Annotated in this window: 20 protein-coding genes; 7 read left to right on the forward strand and 13 right to left on the reverse strand. The window is 57.6% G+C overall.

All coding sequences use genetic code 11. The features are described 5' to 3' along the window. Positions 1–44 precede the first annotated feature (44 nt). The 7 genes from P9292_RS39135 to P9292_RS39165 form a co-directional block, all read right to left on the reverse strand. Positions 45–896, reverse strand: a complete 852-nt coding sequence (locus tag P9292_RS39135) for a fumarylacetoacetate hydrolase family protein (protein ID WP_250528548.1) — start codon at positions 894–896, stop codon at positions 45–47. Positions 897–918: 22 nt separating this feature from the next. Beyond that, positions 919–1,680 carry a hypothetical protein gene (locus P9292_RS39140; RefSeq protein ID WP_250469896.1) on the reverse strand — a complete coding sequence of 254 codons (762 nt, stop codon included), beginning with the start codon at positions 1,678–1,680 and terminating at the stop codon, positions 919–921. Continuing rightward, complete coding sequence (locus tag P9292_RS39145) at positions 1,677–2,489, reverse strand: enoyl-CoA hydratase/isomerase family protein (RefSeq protein ID WP_309964934.1); 813 nt, start codon at positions 2,487–2,489, stop codon at positions 1,677–1,679. Before P9292_RS39145 ends, P9292_RS39140 begins: the two co-directional genes overlap by 4 nt. 17 nt (positions 2,490–2,506) lie before the next feature. Then, on the reverse strand, positions 2,507–3,349 hold the full coding sequence (locus P9292_RS39150) for an ABC transporter ATP-binding protein (protein ID WP_244831400.1): 843 nt from the start codon (positions 3,347–3,349) through the stop codon (positions 2,507–2,509). 21 nt (positions 3,350–3,370) lie between these two features. Next, positions 3,371–3,844: a MaoC/PaaZ C-terminal domain-containing protein gene (locus tag P9292_RS39155; protein WP_309964935.1), complete on the reverse strand. Its 474-nt coding sequence runs from the start codon at positions 3,842–3,844 to the stop codon at positions 3,371–3,373. A gap of 62 nt (positions 3,845–3,906) precedes the next feature. Beyond that, entirely contained in the window at positions 3,907–4,911 is a 1,005-nt protein-coding gene (locus P9292_RS39160; protein ID WP_309964937.1) for an ABC transporter substrate-binding protein, read from the reverse strand. 84 nt (positions 4,912–4,995) lie between these two features. After that, a complete protein-coding gene (locus P9292_RS39165; protein WP_244831403.1) occupies positions 4,996–5,814 on the reverse strand; it encodes an ABC transporter permease in 819 nt (272 codons plus the stop codon). Positions 5,815–5,972: 158 nt separating this feature from the next. On the opposite strand from P9292_RS39165, the gene P9292_RS39170 reads away from it, so the two are divergent. Beyond that, complete coding sequence (locus tag P9292_RS39170; protein ID WP_309964940.1) at positions 5,973–6,245, forward strand: hypothetical protein; 273 nt, start codon at positions 5,973–5,975, stop codon at positions 6,243–6,245. Here the strand turns inward: P9292_RS39170 and P9292_RS39175 are convergent. Continuing rightward, positions 6,217–7,107, reverse strand: coding sequence for a DMT family transporter (locus tag P9292_RS39175; RefSeq protein WP_309964941.1), 891 nt, complete (start codon positions 7,105–7,107; stop codon positions 6,217–6,219). The genes P9292_RS39170 and P9292_RS39175 overlap by 29 nt on opposite strands. 1,347 nt (positions 7,108–8,454) lie before the next feature. Here P9292_RS39175 and P9292_RS39180 point away from each other — a divergent pair. Then, entirely contained in the window at positions 8,455–9,372 is a 918-nt protein-coding gene (locus tag P9292_RS39180; RefSeq protein ID WP_250469903.1) for a LysR family transcriptional regulator, read from the forward strand. Between the two features lie 156 nt (positions 9,373–9,528). Here P9292_RS39180 and P9292_RS39185 read toward each other — a convergent pair whose 3' ends face one another. The 3 genes from P9292_RS39185 to P9292_RS39195 form a co-directional block, all read right to left on the reverse strand. Beyond that, positions 9,529–10,683 (reverse strand): hypothetical protein, encoded by a 1,155-nt coding sequence (locus tag P9292_RS39185; protein WP_309964943.1) that lies wholly within the window; start codon positions 10,681–10,683, stop codon positions 9,529–9,531. Next, positions 10,667–11,548, reverse strand: a complete 882-nt coding sequence (locus P9292_RS39190; protein ID WP_309964945.1) for an aspartyl/asparaginyl beta-hydroxylase domain-containing protein — start codon at positions 11,546–11,548, stop codon at positions 10,667–10,669. The genes P9292_RS39185 and P9292_RS39190 overlap by 17 nt, the downstream gene beginning before the upstream one ends. Positions 11,549–11,699: 151 nt before the next feature. After that, positions 11,700–12,485, reverse strand: coding sequence for an iron-containing redox enzyme family protein (locus P9292_RS39195; RefSeq protein WP_309964947.1), 786 nt, complete (start codon positions 12,483–12,485; stop codon positions 11,700–11,702). A gap of 362 nt (positions 12,486–12,847) precedes the next feature. Here P9292_RS39195 and P9292_RS39200 point away from each other — a divergent pair, with 362 nt between their 5' ends. Next, the gene (locus P9292_RS39200) at positions 12,848–14,131 is read left to right on the forward strand and encodes a cystathionine gamma-synthase family protein (RefSeq protein WP_309964949.1); all 1,284 of its coding nucleotides are present in this window, start codon (positions 12,848–12,850) and stop codon (positions 14,129–14,131) included. A gap of 448 nt (positions 14,132–14,579) precedes the next feature. After that, entirely contained in the window at positions 14,580–15,281 is a 702-nt protein-coding gene (locus tag P9292_RS39205) for a 4'-phosphopantetheinyl transferase superfamily protein (RefSeq protein ID WP_309964950.1), read from the forward strand. 7 nt (positions 15,282–15,288) lie between these two features. Here P9292_RS39205 and P9292_RS39210 read toward each other — a convergent pair whose 3' ends face one another. Next, positions 15,289–15,564 carry a penicillin acylase family protein gene (locus tag P9292_RS39210; RefSeq protein WP_309964952.1) on the reverse strand — a complete coding sequence of 92 codons (276 nt, stop codon included), beginning with the start codon at positions 15,562–15,564 and terminating at the stop codon, positions 15,289–15,291. Beyond that, entirely contained in the window at positions 15,551–15,847 is a 297-nt protein-coding gene (locus P9292_RS39215) for a hypothetical protein (protein ID WP_309964954.1), read from the reverse strand. Before P9292_RS39215 ends, P9292_RS39210 begins: the two co-directional genes overlap by 14 nt. 146 nt (positions 15,848–15,993) lie before the next feature. Here P9292_RS39215 and P9292_RS39220 point away from each other — a divergent pair, with 146 nt between their 5' ends. The 3 genes from P9292_RS39220 (at position 15,994) to P9292_RS39230 (ending at position 20,035) form a co-directional block, all read left to right on the forward strand. Next, positions 15,994–16,818, forward strand: coding sequence for a hypothetical protein (locus tag P9292_RS39220; RefSeq protein ID WP_309964957.1), 825 nt, complete (start codon positions 15,994–15,996; stop codon positions 16,816–16,818). A gap of 26 nt (positions 16,819–16,844) precedes the next feature. After that, entirely contained in the window at positions 16,845–18,227 is a 1,383-nt protein-coding gene (locus P9292_RS39225) for a DUF1254 domain-containing protein (protein ID WP_309965415.1), read from the forward strand. Between the two features lie 290 nt (positions 18,228–18,517). Then, positions 18,518–20,035, forward strand: coding sequence for a DUF1254 domain-containing protein (locus tag P9292_RS39230; RefSeq protein WP_309964959.1), 1,518 nt, complete (start codon positions 18,518–18,520; stop codon positions 20,033–20,035). The last annotated feature ends 363 nt before the right edge of the window (positions 20,036–20,398 follow it).

Below are 20,398 nucleotides of genomic sequence, written 5' to 3' on the forward strand. Positions count from 1 at the left end.
CGTATTCGGGATGGGAAATCGGTCTCGTCAGGCTGTCGCGCCGGTCATCGGTCGCGCCATTCGACGACCCGCTGCGCTTGTACGCCCAGGCCTTCGACACCCAGCCGCATGCGATCGCCTGGCTTCAGGTATTTCGGCGGTTTCATGCCGAGACCTACGCCGGGCGGCGTGCCTGTCGTCACGATGTCGCCGGGCATGAGACGGACGTATTGGCTCATGTCCGACACGAGTTTCGCGACGGTGAAGATCATGTCGTTCGTGTTCGAGTTCTGAATGCGCTCGCCGTTGAGTTCGAGCCACAAGCCGAGGTTCTGCACGTCCTCGATCTCGTCGGAGGTAACGAGCCACGGACCGATGGGGCCAAAGGTCGGCGACATTTTCCCCTTCACCCACTGACCGCTGCGTTCGAGTTGAAACTCGCGCTCCGAGACGTCGTTGCAGATGAAGTAACCTGCGATACGGCTCAGCGCTTCGGCCTCACTCACGTAGTACGCTTCCTGGCCGACGACGAACGCCAACTCCACTTCCCAGTCCGACTTGACGGAATTTTTAGGCAGGATGACGTCGTCATCGGGTCCGCAGATGCAGGACGGCGCCTTGTTGAAGAGAATGGGGTCCTTTGGGATATCGGCATGGGTTTCGATTGCGTGCTGAACGTAGTTCAAGCCGACCGCGATGAAATTGCCGGGCTGCGCCACGCAAGGGCCGAGGCGCACGGACGCATCGACGAGGGGCAGCGTGTGCGGATCGATTGCGCGCAAGCGCTCGATGCCGCCGCTTGCAAAGAACGCAGGATTGAAGTCATCGCAATGGCCAGTGAGATCGCGCACGCGACCGTCGCCATCGAGAATGCCGGGTTGTTCCTGGCCGGGCTGGCCGTGTCGGACGAGTTTCATGTTCGGGTTGAGCGGGTTGAGTTCAGGATTGGTGCGAGGAAGCGCCAAGGCGGCAGATTTCAAGTGCATAGACAGCGGCGTCGGGCCTGATGTGCAAGCCTGCATCGCGCAAATGCGGAACGTCGATCAGGGCATGCACCTCGCTTGCGGCCTCTTCCGTCGATGCCTCGACGAGAACGATCCACGCCGGAACATCGAACTCGCGCGTGCGCGCCTCTTCGGTGTCGAAGAAGCTCGCCTGATCCGACGCGAAGAGATGACACGCGAGCACGCCGGTCGCGCGCATCGCCTGTGGAAAAGCCACGTCGCGCAGGTAAGCTTCCGGCGTGTTGTTCGCTGCGCCCGTCCGGTCGATACGAACGGCAAACAAATAGCCGCCGCTGCTCTCGCCGATACTGCAAACGGGCTGACAAACGGCTCGCGAGGTATTGCGAAAGTACGTGAGCGTCTTCGTGGTCGCGGGCGTCGGCGCATTGAGGCGCGCCATGTATGCGGGCGAAACCATGACGTCGAGATCGGCCGCCTCGTACATGGTCAACCACTCGGGCGAATGGCCTGCCCGGCGAAAACGCCTGCCGCGCCTGAAGCCCGGAATGGCGAGCCGCTCGGGAATGTGTTCCTTGTCGTGCCACGCGTAGAACTGCTCGCGCCCTTCGAATTCGATGTCGTTCCACACGAGAACGATGCCATGGCCTAGCAGCGCGGCGCTGGTCGCACCGGGCATGTCGTGCGTGGGCGCGCTGGCAGCAAGGCTATCCGGCGTGGTTTGGCTGTCGGGTTTCATCGTGCGAGGAACTCGGGTTCTCGTTTGGCAAAGAACGCGGCGACGCCTTCGTGAAGGTCGTGGCTGTCGAAGATCCTTTGCTGAACGACGGTTGAAAGCGACAACGCGGCATCGAGCGGCTGATCCTGCGCGGCATCGACGAGTTGCTTGGCCAGGCGGTTCGACAGCGGGCCGCGCGCGCAGATCTCGAGCGCCAGCGCGCGTGCTGTTTCGAGTGCGGCGCCCGTCTCCGCGATACGGTTGACGAGTCCCCAGGCCAGCGCTTGTTGCGCGCTGATCGTGTTTCCGGTGAAGAGCATCTCCTTCGCGCGAGCCGGGCCGATGAGCCGCGTCAGCCGCAGCGAACCATTACCTGCCAGACCGCCGAGACGCGACTCGGTCAGTCCAAGCACCACCTCGGCACGACAAACGCGAAGGTCGCACGCGAGCGCGATTTCGAGGCCACCGCCGAGCGCGGGGCCGTCCATTGCGGCAATCGTCGGCGCGGGCAATCGGGCGAGGCGCCGCAGCACCATGTCCTCGAAAAGAATCTTTTTCTCGCTCGCGTCGGCGAAGATTTCCGCGAACTCCTTGATATCGCTGCCGGCGCAAAAGGCCCGCGCCGAGCCGCCGTGCACGATGACGCACCGCAGATCGGCTTGCGCCTCCAGTGCGTCGATCGCCTTGTTGAGCGAACGCAGCAGAGCGCGCGTGACGAGATTGAGCGGACCGTTCGAGAGCCCGATCTCCGCGACATGGCCGTTTATCCACAAGGTGACTTCGCTCGCGGCATCAGCGTGTGAGATGGGAGGCGAACCGGATTTGTCCATGAAAAGGTCTCCGTTCTTCACGTCTGCTCGCTGCGGGAACGCGGAACGTCGATACCGCGCAACACGCCCATGCGTGCGAAGTGGCCATAGATGCTGTCGACATAGCGCGCAAACTCCGGAGCGTCGCCGAGCACGATCGGCCGAGGGCGCGGCAGCTCGACGACGATCTCGTCCACCACTTCTCCCGGTGTCGGACTCATGACGAAGATGCGATCGGACAGTCCCACGGCTTCTTCGACGCTATGCGTGATGAACAGCACAGTGGGACGGCGCCGCATCCACAGTGCTTCGAGATCCATGCGAACCTGCAAACGCGTGAGCGCATCAAGCGCGCCGAAAGGCTCGTCCATGAGAATGAGCGAAGGGTCGTGGACCAGCGTTCGAATTAGCGACACGCGCTGGCGCATGCCGCCGGAAAGCTGCCGGGGATACTTGTCGACCGCAGGCTGCAAACGCAACTGGTTGAAGAGCTCACGCGCCCGCGCTTCGATCCTGTCACGGGGCAATCCGCGAATGTCGGCCTGCAGGAGCACGTTTTCCATCGCCGTGCGAAAGTCGAGCAGCAGGTGATCCTGGAACGCGATGCCGACATCCGTCACGGGCCGGTCCACAGTCCGGTCGCCCACCACGATCGTCCCGTCGGAGCGCGCAAGCAGACCCGCGACCATGAGCATGAGTGTGCTCTTGCCGCAGCCCGACGGTCCCACGACGGACACGAACTCGCCCGCCTCGATGTTCATGCTGATTGGCTTCAGCGCGCGAAACGGCTTCTCCGTGTCCTCGCCGAAAGTCTTCGAGACGCTCTCGATGCGGATCGGCACACCGGCCGGCGTTATATCGTCGTGTACGGAAGTAGGCATGATCGGCTCGATGTCATTGATTCAGGCGGACTTCTCGACCGCGGCCAGCGGCTCCTTGGAGCACAAAAGCGCCTTGGTGCCCTGCTGCACGACTTCGCCGTCCTGATTCACGACCTTCACGTCGAAGAGCGCGATGGCCTGCGTGGGCTTCGACTTGCTGTCGCGCAGCTCTTTGATCGCGTAGTCGACGAACATCGTGTCGCCAACGAACAGCGGCGCGACGAACTTCCAGTCATTGATGCCGAGAAAGGCAATCGCGGTCTCCCGCAACTCGCCGGTGCGCGCCCACATCAAGCCGTGCGCGTACGCGAGTCCAAGCATGCCGTGCGCGACGCGCCGCCCGAACTGGCTGGCTCTGGCGTACACATCACTCGTATGCAACTCCGAAAAGTCGCCCGTCAGTCCCGCGAACCCGACGAGGTCCGCGTCCGTGATCGTTCGTCCGGGACTGCGAAATTGCATGCCTACATGAAGGTCCGAGTAGCGGTATCCCATGTGTTTCTCGTTAGTCGTGATTCGATATCCGTCGTGCGAAAAAGTCTGTCCGAACCGACGGCTCATTTGCACGCGCGCAACTGGTTCGCCGGCGGCAAGAAGTCGTCCGTGTAGTACGTTTTCGGATTCTGTCCGGCGGGAAGCAATTTGACCTGTGCGAGCAGATCTTGCGTCCTGGTCCATGACGCATCCTCGGCCTTGCCTACGCTTTTGGCGCCGCCGCTGCAGAACAACGGCGTGATGGCGGCCAACTCGGCGGTAGCGAGCTTCTCGTTGACGTTGGGGAACACCGTCTTGAGATCCTTTACCGCCTTCGCCGGGTTATCCATGGCGAAGCTCCATCCTTTCAGGCTCGCGGCAACGAACTTCTTCACGAGATCCGGATTGGCCTTCAGATATTCGTTGGATGCGAAAATCGACGTGCTCACCGTCGGAACGCCATAATCCGCAAACCGGAAATTCACGAGTTCGGCGCCCTGGGCTTCGAGTTGCAACTGGTAGGAATCCATGGAACCTAGGATCGCATCGACCTGGCCTTGCAGCAGCGCGGGCACCATGCTTGCCACGGGCATGCTGATGAGCGTCACGTCCGACTCCTTGAGGCCATTTGCCTGCAGGAAAAGCGGAAGCATGGTCGTTTGCGAGGAGCCGGAAGGAACGCCCACTTTGTGCCCGGCGAGATCCTTGATCGATTTGATGCCCGACTTCTTCAATGCCGACACTTCGTTCGGGTTCGATTGATAGATCGTGGCGATGACTCGCATCGGCGCGCCCTTGGCAATCAGCTGGCTCACGGCAACAGCGTCGGCATAGGCAAGTTGAGCGCGCCCGTTTGCGACGAGTTGCGCCGTATTGCCGGAGCCGTTGCCTTCGGTCACTTTCACGTCGAGCCCGACCTGCTTATAGAATCCTTCCGCCACCGCTGCCGCAAAACCGGCGTTCGCGCCGCCTGCGGTCCAGTTCAGCTGGAAAGGAACCTCAGTGTCGGCGACGGCCGTCCCGCATAGACCCGTCGCGAACGCGCAAGTCAAGATTGCCGAAGACAGTTTGCCGATGGTGCTGCGCATAGTCGCGCTCCCTGTGTAGTTGGACCCGCTCGGTCCGTTTGTTGTAGGCGACTGGCCTCAGGCCAATGCGCGAGCGTTGACACCTCAGTTGAACTTCGCACGTTGCCACGGCGTCATGGCCCATTCGGCGAATTCGACGACATAGTTGATCGCAATGCCGATCAGCGTGAGGACGGCAAGGACGGCGAAGGTCAGTTCGACATCCATCGTGCTGGTCCCGCGTAGGAGCACGTAGCCCAGACCTTTGTTCGAGCCGACGAACTCGGCGACGATTGCCGCGGTGGACGCGATCGTGGCGGAAGTCTTGATACCCGAGAAAATCACGGGCAGCGCTGCGGGAAGGCGAAGGAAGCGGAAGGTCTGCCAGGACGATGCGCCCATCGACTTCGTCAGATACAGCAAGCGAGTGTCGAGAATCTGGAATCCGCTGATGCTCGCGAGCAAGAGCGGGAAGAAGGTCATCAACACGGTCAAGAGCACCTTGGACTCCATGCCGAATCCAAGCCACACGAGAAAGAGCGGCGCGACCGCGATCTTTGGCACCAGCTGCATGAACATGAGCGGCGGATACACGATCTGCCGCGCAACCCGCGAAAGCGCGATTGCAAGACCAAGCGGGATGGCGGTCACCACCGTTACGCCGAAGCCCAGCAAAATCTCCGCGATGGTGATGAGCGAGTTCGACCAGATATCCCGCCAGTCGGTGACGATGCGCGCGAACACCCCCGCCGGGCTAGGCACCAGATAAGGCGGGATCTTGAACACCGGTATGGCAACCGCCCACAGCACGATGAGCGCAATGAACGTCGACGGTGGCAGGCATAGCCAGCCGATCCGCTTCGCGCGCCTTAGCGCCGCCGAAGGCGGATGGGTCGCCGGTGCTCGCGCAGATGCTTGATTCATGGAGAACGCTCCCGAAGCAGAACTTTTTCGATGCCTTGACAAACGGCAACCGCATGAAGATTCAGCGCCGTTCTTAGATTGAATGTCGTTCAATCTTGGTTGGTTGAACATTGGGGCAAACCCAGAGAACTGTAAGTTTGGGAAGGAACTTCGGTCGCTTGCGCCTAAGAGTGGCCGGTGAGCCTTACGCTGATATCTCAGTCGACGGCTTCATCGCTGGCGAAGCGGATTTCGATGATCAACGCCGTCGCTGCGCGCTGATGTACATGAAAATCGATGTGGGATTTGACGCAGATGGGTCGATGAATCTTGTTGTCGACGTTATTCCGCGCGGATTCGTTTCATCGTTCGATCGTCGCGGAAAGGAGTGCGCGGCATTGGAAAACGCGATGGGCAACCAACTCACTGGGCTATCGCGCGCCGCAGTTTGATCGGCGCCCATCCCGTTTTGACGCCGAGAATACCCAGCAGCACCAGTCCCGCGCCGAGCCATTGACCCATGCTGAATTTGTGGCCGTAGACGATGTAGTCGAACGCAGCGGCGGACAGAGGGTAGATGAACGAAAGTATCGCGATCGCCTTGACGCTGAGTTTCTGATATGCGGAGAACACCAGGCAGTAAAGAAAAAACGTGTGAACGACGCCGAGGGTCGCGAGGCAAGCCCATTCGCTGGTGCTCGTCGGCAAAGCCGAGAAATCGGCGAGCGGAGCGAGTAACAGCGAGCCCACCGCTGTCTGCACCAGGACGACGACAGCGGGAGGAACGCCCGCGGAAGCCTTAGACAACAACACTGTGCCGGCGTACAGCGCGGAGGCTGAGAGCGTCAGGACGACGCCGGCAAACACGTTCGAGCCCAGCATTAGAGCGCCATTGGCGGTCCCGACCAGGCAGACCAAACCGGCGAACGCCACGGCCGACCATAAGATGTCGTTCCGGCTTACCGCTTGCCGGAGGACGACGGCGCCGCCCAAAATCACCAGGAACGGGTTGACGTGGTAAATGACCGTAGCCAGCCCGATGTCGATAAGCGGATAAGCTTTGAACAGCAGCAGCCAATTTAGAACGAGAAAGATTCCCGAGACGATGGTGGGCAAAAGCAGCCGGACTTGAAAATACTCTCGGCGGATAAGACCACGGGCAGCGCAATACGGAACTAGACAAATGAACGCGATAATACATCTGAAGAAAACGACGTTCGCGGGTGGCTGATTCGAGGAAACGACGAAAATGCCGATGCTTCCCGAAAGAAGCATGGCAAAGACAAGTTCCAAAATTCCGCGACGCTCTTTCATTGCCCTTCCCTGCTAAATTACCTGAAATCTACAGACTCCTTTTAATACCGCCCAACGAATTATCCTGATGGCGGCCATTCACCATAGAGATGAGTTCGGCCAGAAGTAAAGGCGCCTCGGACGGCCTACGTGAACGCTCTCCGCTGACTCATTCGCGTCGCTGATATGCCTAATGAAGTTTATGAATTGGCCGTTAGAAAGCACGCATACGAAAATTTGTCACAAGACGTTTCGCCTTTTGCGCGGGCGTATGTTGTGACGCGTAGCGTTCGCCTTGCGTGAGCGTTCCCAGATTCGTTGAAGTCGGAGGGAGCGACTGGAGCGACAGCGTATCGCTTATCTCGTTTGCGCGTGAGGGACCTGAGAGAGCAGTCGATAAGCAAGCAGAGCCTTGTCTGCCCTGCGCCCCGGTCGGTCGCCAAGCCGGCCGGGGCGCAGGAATCAATCTTAGCTTCCCTTCTTCGTTTATCGTGACTCGCGCATTTCGGCGTCCGTGAACAACCTTCTGTTCCTCTCTTTTCCGCACTTGCGGGCTTCGTCGGCGCGTGGTGCTAGTGTGTTTTCTCGATGCTGCTAAATTCGTCGATTTGCCCGCTTCGATTATTCATATGAACTCGTCGCTTTTAACCGCGATTGGACGGCTCATACGCATTTAAGCTATAGATTGACGCTCGACTTGTTACCGATTTGGATCTGCGGCGCCCTCAAATAAAGCTATTGGCGAATCTTCCTTCTTTTTAAGTCGATGCAAGGATCAATAGCAGCTCTTAAATAAGCTTCGAGCCTTTACTTCACAAAGATCGATGCTGCGATACGACGCCCTTTACAGATGGCCATCGCTGGATCGCTCCCGTTCATCAACACTGAGCAACCGCTCATCAAGAAGCTTTGCCTTATTCAAAGGCCAAAATTGCTGAATATAACCTTGACGACGCCACACCATTTTTGGCGTTGATAATATGATGGAGGTAAGCTTTGAGGACGCCTCGATTTTCGCGGTTTTCGTTTAGGCGTCACCGTGCGATCTACGGCGATAGAAGCGCCTGACGGGTTGCATCAGGTGAAGGTCCGTATCAAGCAGGTAAGAACTAAATTATTAATCATACTAAAACTAGGCGGCGGTGAAGTTTATAACTGACTGGACGGTTTTACGAGGTAAAATACCTGAATCCACTGACTATAACTTTCGTTATTTTGCGATTACAAGGTCGAACGGAGCAGACTCAACTACTGCGGCCGTGCAGATTCGAACTTGGTTAAGCACGTAAGGCGCACTGGATGTTTGATCGACATGAGAGAAATCGCCGTAGCCGACTTGGCGCACGCGTTGTTTAGGGAGAAGGCCAGGTGAGGCCACAAGACTTTGATTTAGATCTTGTCCGAGCGTTCGTTGCAGTTGCGGACACGCGCAACTTCACGCAGGCGGCCGCGCGTCTTCATCGTACTCAGTCGGCTGTGAGTATGAAGATCAAGCGTCTCGAAGAATCGATAGGCGAGCGCCTGTTCGAAAGAGACACCGTCGCCGTAACGCTAACTTCTATTGGCGAGCGATTCGTCGGAATCGCCCAACGGCTGATCGAAGCGCATGAAGACGCGTTTCTCTCGCTCAAGCATAGCCTTGCGGCCGGCAAACTCACGCTCGCGACCTCGGAAACATTCGCGTCGTGCTTGTTGCCGCCCATTCTCGGCGCGATTGGGACGACGTTTCCCAACATCGAAATGGAAATCCGCTGCGGCCATAGCTGGAAGATGCTTGAGTCCATGGAGACTGAAAACATCGACCTGGTTATCGCGACGAAATATCCCTCCCGCCCCGACGGCGTGCCCTTGGGACATGAGCGTTTGATGTGGGTCTGCAAACAGGGTAGCGACGTCTATCAGCAAAAGCCTGTACCGCTGGCGGTGTTTCCAGACGGATGCCTTTATCGGCGCGCGGGAATTGCAGCGCTCGACGCGAAAAAGAAAGATTGGCGCATTGCCTACACGAGTCTGAATCACGAGGGACTTCTCGCTGCCGTGGAAGCCGGCAGTGCTGTGTCGATCATGATCGAGAGCGCCGTGACCGAGCATCACCGGGTTTTGGAACCTTCGGACGGTTTTCCAACGTTGGAGCCGACCGCGATTGAATTGTATTCACGCCGATCCGATGTATCACCGGTCGTTCGCAACGTCTCCGAAATCATCCGTAAGCATTTTGCGGCACGTCTGTGCGAGCGCAAAGTCAGCACCATACAGTCTTTAACTGCTCCGGCGATTATCGACTGACGAGCCGAGATAAGCCATCTGCGGATGTCCGGGCTGACGGCTTCATCGCGCCTACTCGCCTACGCGCGGTGACAAAAAATGCGTCTTTGTCTCGATGCAAGTGCGGTGAGTCTTTAGGCGAGACACGCTTTTCGGCGGTCTCGTCTTGATACGGCTTCAGATCCCCGCTTCGCTCGCCGCATCTGAAGTACCGGCATCGACATGCGAAGCTGCCTTAGCTATGCCATTGAAGACATGCGCGATCGCATTGTGAAGACCCCAGAACTCCTGGTAAGGAGGCCAACGTGAGTCACCCGATCTCAGGTCTTCTTCTCGTGCGTACGTTGCGGTAGTCCAGCGCAAGGTAGATGGCATTCGATGATGAAAATCGTGTTGCGATAGATCGCCGGGAATGACAAACAAACGGACTGGCAAATGGTAAATCGCGTGCTCGACGGCCCATGCAATCCAGGACAAAACGTAAAGCGCGACATGCCTTTCGTCCCGCTCAGGAGTTCTTCGTCCGCAAAAACGCCCCCACGAATGCGTCGCATGGATGTACTTGGGCTGATCCCACCTTTGCGCCGGCACAAACCACGCGTGCTCGCTGATAAATTCAAGCAGCACGCTTATTTGGTAAAGAACAACGATTGGAAACAGCAGGCCGAAAACCAGCGCTGTTACGGGGCAGAGTTCAATTGCGCCCCAACACGCTAGTGCACCGCCAGCCGCAGCGATTAGCTTGAATTTCGGTGGCAGATTTCGAACCAGGCTCATGAGCCTATGCATGAAGAACGAGGCGTGGAATCGCGGCGACAGCAGAGTGACGAAGAGCTTAAGCCAGAGTGCCCCGACCGACATTCCAGACTTAAAGCCAGCGCGCCATAGAAAGGCGCCAGCCGGATCGCTGATTGTCGTGAATACGGCAGGCCGATGATGCTGGTTGAAGTGCTCTTCACGATAGTCACCCGCGGTCTGTGTCAGCGTCATTACTGCGAGAAGATCGGCGATGAAAAGATCACGAGAAGCTATCCCTGTAAAGCGACCGTGAATGCACTGGTGCGCGACCGTGCTGATCATGCGACGCGCTCCATTCACCGCCATGATCCAGCCGCACGATAGCGCAAGAATGAAGCACGGACCTTCGGTCCTGAAGGCAATGACGGCAAGCGAGAGACCCGTCACATAAGTCGCCACCGCACTCAAGGCGTAAAGCGTCGGCGTCGGTTCGAACAGAGGTGTTTGCCCGGGCGCCGGCTTTCCTGTCAACCAGGTCCAGAACCTGGCTGTCCACCACGGAAATACCTGATAACTTTCACGCGTCGAGGCCAATTTGCACCTCGTCTTGCAGCGTGAAGCGCTCGCCAACGCTGCGTTTGTCGCGGAGAAAACGAACATAGCGATCTGCCTTCGATCGCAACGAGGCGTCGCGCGAATGTTCCGCTACGTAAGGCAGCCACTCGAAGAACTCGGCGATATGCGCTTGCCGAAAGAAATGGACTTTCGATAAAAGCCCAACCGCCTGATGAAAGTTTGCAAGAGTGAGCGTGGCGGCGAGTGAACGAAGCTCTTCCTGGAATGAATCACCCAGAGGCATTCGCTGCACGACTTCGGGCCGATTCGCGACGCGCCCGGTTGAACCCGCACGGGCTTTGAAGACGCTCTCGATGGGCAGCTTGCCCAAATCAAAGTCGAGACAAAGATTCAAGCGGCGCCCAGCCGAGTAATTGATGGCCGAATGCAGATTCGATGCATCGAGAAACCAGATCTCGTCTGGACGCATGCGAAAGACCGTGTCGCCATCGGAATGCAGACAGATATGATTCGTCAGTAACGGTACATGCACACGAGTCCATGGCGCTGCCGCGAATTCCACAAAATCTCTGTGGGGGACCAACACGCCGTCGCCAAGCGAATGAATTCGAACAAGTCGAAGCAACGACGTGTCGAACGTCGCGCTTATCCAATCGTTGAGCGCAGGGAGAAGATTCCCGCGTGATGTCGGCCTGACCGATGACCCGCGTTCTAGCACGACGCCATCGTCGTCGCTTCCTGTTTGATTCCAGATGACGAAGCTCTTCCAGTCTCCGAAGTGAAACTCGCTGTAATGCTTGTTGTCATCGGTAAAGGCAAGAACTGCGTTGAGTTCGCACGGAGCCATAATAAAGTGCGACTTACCAATTATTCGCGAATTCATCGATTGTTTAGGCCGAGTTGAGCCAGCAGTCGAGCATGAAAACTCGACCGCAACGAGCGTTTGAATGGAGCTGCGCGAGCGCCCTTGTCGCAAGAATCTTTGCTGCGATAAGCGCGCGGGCGTGGGCGGGACTTTTTGAAGAACTGCCGGGTCAGTGGCTTTTAACGGACATCATTTCGCGGGCGACCGCATTCCAAAAGCGCTCGAAAAGTTGCAGGTGCGTGTTGAAGCCTGCGGTTAATCTCGTGAGCGCGTCTGTGTCCGACACGAATTGCTTCGCCGCGCTGAGGGACTCGACTTTGTGTTCTTTCTCTGTAGCGCCGATGTGTGCGTAAAAGTACTCGCAGGACTCGTGAAACTCGTCCTCTTCTTCCCATAGGTCCTTGTAGACCAAAGCTCCGTCATAGAGTTTTCGGAGCATCGTGTACGCCTGCCATTCGAGCGCCAGTTGTGCTCCAGCGGCAGTTGCATTGTCATCGCCATAAAGACGCTTTTCTCCTTCGATGAGCGCCTGCGTTTCCGGCAGAACCTTCAAGTCATGTTGAACCGAAGCCCAATCGAGACGAGTATCTTCTCCAATCTTGCGACCGAGATCGCTCAACCAAGCGTCGAAGAGAATCGAGTGGACCTTCTCCGGATTGCCGTATCCCATCTCCGAATACAACGTCTTCGCGTATTCCGCTTGCGCGACCACGTTGCGCGTGCTGCTTATCATCACCGCCAAGACTTCTGGGAACGCGCGATTGAATTCGCCGTAGTTTCTCGCAAAGATTGCGATCTGCCGTGCGTTCAAGCGCTCACGGGTCCATAGAGAGTAGAAGTCGTTATCGAGCGCTCCACTCGACATGGCGGATCGGGCTAATGCTTCTAGTTCGTCGGAGAAGTTCTTTGTCGACAGACGTGCCGACCCGTCCCGAACGCTCGTGCGATCAAGCATCTCAGTTTCCTTTTAAATCAAATAAATTCGTTTACTTTCAATGACTTAGACAACACGCGCAGTTTCCACCGCCAACCTGTCATAGCGCCAACAAAAGTTATTGATAAGGTTGATGACGGTTTCTGATGACCGTGAAGACGCCTTGATGATGGGAGTGCTCGGACGTTGCTGCGTGACTCGGATTCACGGCGCGCGAAACCCGGCGCATTCGAATGGCAATGGAGACCTGCGAGCTTAAACACGATCCAGACGGGAGTAGCATGGCCGAGCATCGACGCGCCGAGAGCGGAGCACTGTGCATGCGACCTTGCGCGATCGATGTGCGCCGGAACTGATTCTTCCTGACCTGCATGGAGTGACGAATGGCCTATCACAACTATCACAAGCGCAAGATCGCCAATCAGGATCTGCATCCCGAAACGCAAATGATGTCGTATGGTTACGACCCGTTTCTTTCGGAGGGTTCAGTCAAGCCACCCGTGTTTCTCACATCGACTTTCGCGTTCCGCACGGCCGAAGACGGTGCGGCGTTTTTCGATATGGTCGCCGGGCGCAAGCCTTCGCCCGATGGAGAGAGCGCCGGTCTCGTCTACAGTCGTTTCAATCACCCCAATCTCGAGATTGTCGAGGATCGTCTCGCGCTGTTGGACGGCTCAGAAGCCGCCGCCGTCACGTCTAGCGGCATGGCGGCGATTGCCGCGATCCTGTTCGCGTTCCTCCGACCCGGCGATTGCGTCGTGCAGTCCGCGCCGCTCTATGGCGGCACCGAAACTTTGATCTCCAAATTCCTTCCTGACTGGGGTATTCGTTCGCACGTGATTGCCGATGGCCTTTCCCGTGAAGCGATTTCCACCGCACTGGAAGCGGCAGCGAAGAAAGGCCGTGTCGGCATGTGTTACGTCGAAACGCCGGCCAATCCGACCAACGCGTTGTTCGATCTCGACGGTCTGCGTCAGGAAATCGATGCGTTCGAAGCGCGGCATGGCTATCGCCCTCTTTCCGTATGCGACAACACTTTGCTCGGGCCGTTGTTTCAGCAACCGGTAAATCGAGGCATCGACCTGAGTGTGTATTCGCTGACCAAGTACATCGGGGGGCATAGCGATCTCGTTGCGGGAGGCGTCACCGGCAGCAAACCTCTGATCACGCGAGTTCGCGCGATTCGCGGCACGCTAGGATCACAACTCGACCCGCACTCTTGCTGGATGATCACGCGTTCGATGGAGACCCTCGTTTTGCGGATGGAGCGCGCAGCGCAGAGCGGCACGGCCGTCGCGCAATGGCTCGCAAACAACCCTTTCACACCGATCAAGGTGCTGCATTCCGAACTCATCGACGACCCGGTTTATCAGACGGTGTATCGACGTCAATGCAGCGGGCCGGGATCGACATTCGCATTCGTTCTCGACGGCGGGCGCGAACAAGCATTCAAGCTCATCAACGGACTCGGCTTGTTCAAATCGGCCGTGAGTCTCGGGGGCACGGAGTCGCTTATTTGTCACCCGGCATCGACGACACACTCTGGTGTTCCCGTTGAAGTACGCGCTGCTGCGGGCGTGTCAGAAGGACTCATTCGAGTGTCGGTGGGGCTGGAGCATCCTGACGATTTGATCGCCGATCTGTCGAATGCTTTAGAGCAATGCTGAGGGCTCGTTGTTCTTCATGATCCATTTGAACTTGGGCGCCTCGATCCAATTTGTGCCGGAGAAGATGTAGGCGGACAATGCCAGGTTCACTGGCTCATGAAATACGACGTAATTCACGAGAAACCTGTCTTCTAAGTCTTAGTCGATTGGACATTATTTTTATAATGTCGCTTAGAGTGGGGTCAACCGTCATTAGAACCATTGCTTCTTTCTGTCGCCAGCTATGAAAGCTGGCGATAGTCAACGCGCCCTCCCATGCGCAGCTGCAAACATTCAAGCAAAATGCGACGGCACATCCCCGATGCTGCGGATCTGCCGCGTCTGCTTCGGTCGTCGACTCTTTGAAGCGTTGCGCAATACCGTTTGTTGGAAGCGACCTGACGCAGAAAGAGCGACCTTTTTGTGGATCGTCAACATCAAAATCGCAACACGCATCGAACTATCGTCCATGCAGAAACCATGCTTATCGAAGCCTCCGCTTCATCGCGATGTCCCTGACGACGTCTACATTTGGCTAGTTGAAGTCGACGTAACCGCGTCGCTGCCGGAAGCGGCGGCCGGCGTCTTGAACGCCGAAGAACTCGCACGCGCGAGTCGCTATCGGCATCAGGCCGATGCCGCGCGCTTCGCCACCGTACGCGCCGCCTTGCGACACGTGTTGTCCCTCACGCTGGATGCCGATCCCGCAGGCCTCGTCCTCGAAACCGACGCGAATGGCCGGCCCTTTCTCGCAATGCCTCACGCGCCGGATTTCAACGTCTCGCATTCTGGTGCTTATGGGCTGATCGCCTTATCGGCATTGCGGCGCGTGGGCGTGGATATCGAAGAGATGCGGTCTTCGCTCGACTGGCTCGAACTGCAGTCCGCCGTTTTTGCCGATGCCGACTGGCGCGCTCTCGATGCACTGCCCGAACTTGCTCGCAGCGCAAGCTTCTTCGCTTGCTGGAGCGGCAAGGAAGCGGTGTTGAAGGCACGCGGCGAAGGCCTGGTTAGCGCACAGTTCGGTCTCACCAGCTTTTCGGTGCTGCCTTGTCTGGAGGGCCGCTTCGCCGTATCGAGCGCGGCGGGCGACATTCGCGCCGCGGCGCTCGATGCGCCGGCAGGCTACGTCGCCGCCGTCGCGTGGTCTTCAGCATCGATCGTGTCATAGCACAACCTCAAAAGCGCCCGTTTCGACACCCTTCCATAACCGTCTCGACCACCCCGGGCGACTTATCGATATCCTGTTCCGTGAATGCAAAGCGCGTCCACTCCTTGCGCGCGTAACGCTTCGTGCCATCGCGATAACGCGGAGATGCCGGTTTGTCCGATTCGGAATGCGCGAGCAAGGTATCGGCCTGCGGTCCATTTGCGCCGAAGCCGACCACCTGCACATAGCTATTGCCATGTGCATCGCGATCGAGCAGCAGGCCGTGCTTATCAAGGTCGCGCAACGGACACGCCACCATGGAAATAAGCTTCGGGATCGCAATCGCCGTAGAGCGGGATTTTCGTGTTGTCATCGAGCGCATGAAGCATTTCGCCGCGCGTCGAATCGAACGCGAAACCATTCGTCCTCAGCGCCACTGCGGCCGCCGCGAGCGCCACCGCGATCGCCGGGTTATCCGTTCTGAGGCCAGCAGGCGTCGCGAGCGGACGCGCAGGATCGAATGCTTCGGCATAAAGCCGCGTGTCCGGAATATCGCTTGCACGACGTTTGTCGTAGGGAGCAATCATCTTGACGTTGCCCTTCCAACAATGTTATCTATCATTTGTAGGGCCACCAAAACCGGTCGCGGCGCTGGTCGTTTCTCAGTGCCGGGGAACGCTTCCAGCGTGTGCGCACGACCCTGATACGTGTCTGCTGTTTGTGAGGACGGCTGATGTGTGAGCGATATACGAGATCGTTGCTGGCCGGATGTCGATCCACAATCAGCACGATTGTCGCGGCCTCGCTTCTGCTTTTCGGTAACGCGTCGCGCGCCCAAAGTTCCGCGGATGACGCAAACAAGAGTAACAACCCGCTCAATCTCGCGGCGTCGTTCAACATTCAAGACTATTACGTGCCGAGCGTACATGGCGCGCACGCACATACCAACGACTTCCTGCTGAGACCAACCGTTCCCGTCGGTCCCAACAGCATCGTGCCGGTGCCTGAAATTTTTCGATTGACGGCACCGCTCAGCACGAGGCCAGATCCAACCGGCGGCTACAACACCGGACTAGGCGACATCAATCTCTTCGACATTTTTCTGCTCAGTCAGGGACAGACGCAGATCGGCATTGGCCCGCTCATCACTATGCCGACCGCGACCGACCCGAGCCTCGGAAGCGGCAAGTGGCAGGCCGGGCTCGCGGCGGTCGTGGTGAACGCGAATAAAGCCCGGCTCATCGGTGCGTTGGTTCAGTGGCAGCATTCATTCGCCGGACAGAGCAGCCGGCCGACGGTTCAGTCGTTGACGGCGGAGCCGTTCGGCATTTTCAATCTTCCCGATGGTTGGTATATCCGGTCGACGGGAATCTGGACCTTCGATCTTCAGCACGGCAGCTACTACATCCCAGTTGGCCTGGGTGCCGGAAAGGCGTGGAAAGGCGGATCGACTATCTACAACGCGTTCGTCGAACCTCAATATTCCGTTGCTCACTCGGGCGCAGGTGTTCCGCGCTGGCAAATTTTCGCGGGACTCAATATGACCTTCGGAAGATAGACGGCAACGTCAAAGGACGAGACGCCATGCATCGAGTCATCACTCGTTTCGGGACGATTGCGCTGAGCCTGTCGTTTCTCGCGCCCGGCGCTTACTCGCAAGATACGGTCAGTCCGGAGGAGGCGCGTGGCATCGCCAAGGATGCGTTCATCTACGCCTACCCGATGCTGTTCAACTACAAAACAATGTATGAGCAAGCGGTCGACCCCAAGTCGAAGAGCTATGTAGGCGGCTTCGGCAAATTTCGCAATTACTCGCAGCCCTATAGTCCCGAGAACAAGGACATTGTCACGCCCAACAACGACACGCCTTATTCCTGGGCGTGGCTCGATTTTCGACGGGAACCTTGGGTGCTGACCGTGCCGCGTGTCCCTGACGAGCGCTACTACGTGTTCCAGTGGATCGACCTTTTCACGTACAACTTTGCATATGTCGGCTCGCGAACCACGGGCAATGGCGCGGGTCATTATCTTTTTGCAGGGCCGAACTGGCATGGCGAAACGCCAAAGGGTGTTGACAAGGTGTTTCGTTCGGAGACGGACTTTATTTTAACGCTCGGCCGTACCGCCCTGAACGGTCCTGAGGACGTTAAGAGCATGCAGGCCGTGCAGAAAGGATACCGGGTCACGCCGCTCTCTGCCTTTGAACACGATCATGCTCCCGCTGCAGCGCCTAAGCTCAACTTTCCGGTATGGAACGAGGCGAAGGCAACGTCTATCGACTTCATCGCCTATCTGAATTTCTTGCTGCAGTTCACGCAACCGCCCGCACCGTCGGAAGCGGAACTCATGCGGCGCTTCGCCAAGATTGGCATTGCGCCGGGCCGGCGTTTCGACGCATCTGCCTTGTCGCCGGACATGAAGCAGAGCATCGCGGCGGGCGTCGCGGATGGAAAAGCCGCGCTCGACGATGCCATGAAGCACACGACCAGTTCTTATGATCTCTTCGGCACGCGGGACGACCTTAAGGGAAATTATCTAACGCGCGCCGTGGCTGCCGCGATGGGAATTTACGGCAACACCAAGGAAGAGGCGGTGTATGTCGGCACTCGACTGGGTGCCGATCACCAACAATTGATGGGCTCGCAACCTTACGTCGTTCATTTCGACAAGAAAGAGCTGCCGCCTGCACGCTTCTTCTGGTCAATGGCAATGTACGACTTGCCAGGCCGGCACCTCGTCGCGAATCCCATCAAGCGATACTCGATCGGCGACCGCACCAAAGGCATCAAATACGGTGCCGATGGCTCGCTCGATATCTATCTACAGCACGCTTCGCCTGGAGCAGACAAGGAATCGAACTGGCTGCCAGCCCCAAACGGCCCCTATGATGTCATCGCGCGAATCTACGGACCAGACCCTTCGGTCTTTGATGGAACATGGAAATTTCCCGTTCCGCAGAAGCGTTGAATTCGACTGATTGAACGGTTGATCAACGCTATGGGAGCGTGCTGTGAAGAAGCCCACCGCGGTGCGAGTGACACGCTCTCGGCATTGGCCCGATGGTCACACGATCGGGCACAGTCAGCCACGCCAGTGTCAGCGTCGCTTCGGCGGGTCGACGAATTTCAAGTAAGCCGTCTTCCGAAGCGAATCTCGTACAACTCTCGGTGAGCGCGACATTTCAGTAGGACATTCAGGTAAGCGACGTTGCCGTCTGCTGTGAATTGAACCGTACTTCAAAGAAAAAGGGCTTCGCGATGAAAAGAGCACGTAAGCTCGTCTCTCTTGTGACTGCCGTGACCGGTTTGCCGATGGAGTCGTGCTGCGCGCTGCAACGGCGCAGCGCGACTGCAAACAACAAACGAGCCATCGCGGCCGCACTGATTGCAGTGACACTAACCGCCTGCCACACGACTCACTCGATCAATTCGTCCCAGCCGCCAACGAAGCTTGCGATCACTGCCAGTACGAATGAAATTCGAGCCGTCGCCAAGGAAGCGTATATCTATGGAACACCCATGGTCGCGACCTACACGACGATGTACGCGTTCTCGATCGATTCAAGCAACCCGCAGTACAAAGGTCCTTTCAACACCATCCTGAATATCTCTCGGGTTTTCACGCCGGACGACACTGCCTTCGTCACACCGAACTCGGACACACCTTACTCGTTCGCCGGCCTCGACCTTCGCGCCGAGCCGGTTGTCATCACGATCCCGCCAATGGAGCCGAAACGCTATTTCGTGTTCCAACTGATGGACCTTTATACCTTCAACTTTGCCTATATCGGCACTCGCACCACTGGTAATGGTGGGGGCAATTTCTTGATTGCCGGACCCAACTGGAAGGAAGCGCCGCCGCCCGGTATCACGCAGGTTATCCGCTCAGAAACCGAGCTCGTTAATGTCGTTGGCCGCACCCAGCTCTTCAACCCAGGCGATCTCGATAACGTCAAGACAATCCAGGCAGGCTATCGGGTGCAAACTCTTTCTTCGTTTGCTGGTAGCGCGGCCCCGCCCTCGGCACCCTCGATTCAATGGATCAAGCCATTACGACCTGACATGCAGCACACGTCGCTCGAGTTCTTCAACCAGCTCGCGTTCGCCTTGCAGTTCACGCCAGTCAACCCAACGGAGAGCGACTTGCGAAGCCGGTTCACGACGATTGGAATCGTTCCGGGACGACCGTTCGACGTCGGCGCGCTTTCCGAGGAACAGAAAGCGGCGTTGCTCTCCGGAATGGAAGACGGTCAGAAAGAGATCGACTCAAAGCGCGCGTCCCTTGGTGGGAAGACTGACACGTTATTCGGAACACGCGCGTACCTGAAGAACGACTATGTTGCACGGGCTACAGGTACGCAGGTTGGTATCGGCGCGAATTCGCGGGAGGAGGCGCTCTATCCGATCCTCGAAAAGGATTCGAGCGGCCAGCCACTTGACGGCAGCAAGCATCGGTATACGTTGCACTTCGAGAAAGGCCAACTGCCCCCCGTCAATGCGTTCTGGTCGATGACCATGTATGCCTTGCCAAGCCAGTTGCTGGTGAAGAACTCCATCGATCGCTACTTGATCAATTCTCCGATGCTGCCTTCGTTGAAAACCGATCGCGATGGTGGTACGACGATCTACGTCCAAAGCACATCACCCGGCAAGGCCAAGGAGGCAAACTGGCTACCCTCGCCAGGCCCTTTCATGGTGACAATGCGGTATTACTGGCCCAAGCCTGAGCTTCTAAATGATCAGTGGCACACACCAGAGCTTCGGCAAGCACCCTAGAACAAAAGAATCTCATTTGCTTTGCCGTGACGCGCGACGGCGAAGCCGGTCTGAATTTTCCATGCGATGGGTAGTACAGGTTCTTTTCGCACGTCGCGCCTTATCTGCGCGTGCCGTCGGACCTGATTCGCGCCGGACGACCCCGCGAGCGACATAGTGAAGGCGACGCGGCTGGAGGTGCAAAACGCTGACGCTCAACCCCGAAGCCGCGCGTGACTATTTGCAGCACGCGTAGCGATGTCAGTGTTTCAACTCGACCACGTAAGGCTCGACATCGCACCGCAAGCGCTCAACCCCGAAGCCGCGGCAAGAACCGAACAATCCGTAAAGGCTACCGCAATGGCAATCCAATGACTGGAAATA

Source organism: Caballeronia sp. LZ001 (assembly GCF_031450875.1).
GTDB lineage: Bacteria > Pseudomonadota > Gammaproteobacteria > Burkholderiales > Burkholderiaceae > Caballeronia.

Excerpts from the sequence above, each read along its gene's own strand:
- P9292_RS39135 (WP_250528548.1), bottom strand. The coding sequence starts at position 896 with ATGAAACTCGTCCGACACGGCCAGCCCGGCCAGGAACAACCCGGCATT.
- P9292_RS39140 (WP_250469896.1), bottom strand. The coding sequence starts at position 1,680 with ATGAAACCCGACAGCCAAACCACGCCGGATAGCCTTGCTGCCAGCGCG.
- P9292_RS39145 (WP_309964934.1), bottom strand. The coding sequence starts at position 2,489 with ATGGACAAATCCGGTTCGCCTCCCATCTCACACGCTGATGCCGCGAGC.
- P9292_RS39150 (WP_244831400.1), bottom strand. The coding sequence starts at position 3,349 with ATGCCTACTTCCGTACACGACGATATAACGCCGGCCGGTGTGCCGATC.
- P9292_RS39155 (WP_309964935.1), bottom strand. The coding sequence starts at position 3,844 with ATGGGATACCGCTACTCGGACCTTCATGTAGGCATGCAATTTCGCAGT.
- P9292_RS39160 (WP_309964937.1), bottom strand. The coding sequence starts at position 4,911 with ATGCGCAGCACCATCGGCAAACTGTCTTCGGCAATCTTGACTTGCGCG.
- P9292_RS39165 (WP_244831403.1), bottom strand. The coding sequence starts at position 5,814 with ATGAATCAAGCATCTGCGCGAGCACCGGCGACCCATCCGCCTTCGGCG.
- P9292_RS39175 (WP_309964941.1), bottom strand. The coding sequence starts at position 7,107 with ATGAAAGAGCGTCGCGGAATTTTGGAACTTGTCTTTGCCATGCTTCTT.
- P9292_RS39190 (WP_309964945.1), bottom strand. The coding sequence starts at position 11,548 with ATGAATTCGCGAATAATTGGTAAGTCGCACTTTATTATGGCTCCGTGC.
- P9292_RS39195 (WP_309964947.1), bottom strand. The coding sequence starts at position 12,485 with ATGCTTGATCGCACGAGCGTTCGGGACGGGTCGGCACGTCTGTCGACA.
- P9292_RS39200 (WP_309964949.1), top strand. The coding sequence starts at position 12,848 with ATGGCCTATCACAACTATCACAAGCGCAAGATCGCCAATCAGGATCTG.
- P9292_RS39205 (WP_309964950.1), top strand. The coding sequence starts at position 14,580 with ATGCAGAAACCATGCTTATCGAAGCCTCCGCTTCATCGCGATGTCCCT.
- P9292_RS39215 (WP_309964954.1), bottom strand. The coding sequence starts at position 15,847 with ATGATTGCTCCCTACGACAAACGTCGTGCAAGCGATATTCCGGACACG.
- P9292_RS39220 (WP_309964957.1), top strand. The coding sequence starts at position 15,994 with ATGTGTGAGCGATATACGAGATCGTTGCTGGCCGGATGTCGATCCACA.
- P9292_RS39225 (WP_309965415.1), top strand. The coding sequence starts at position 16,845 with ATGCATCGAGTCATCACTCGTTTCGGGACGATTGCGCTGAGCCTGTCG.
- P9292_RS39230 (WP_309964959.1), top strand. The coding sequence starts at position 18,518 with ATGAAAAGAGCACGTAAGCTCGTCTCTCTTGTGACTGCCGTGACCGGT.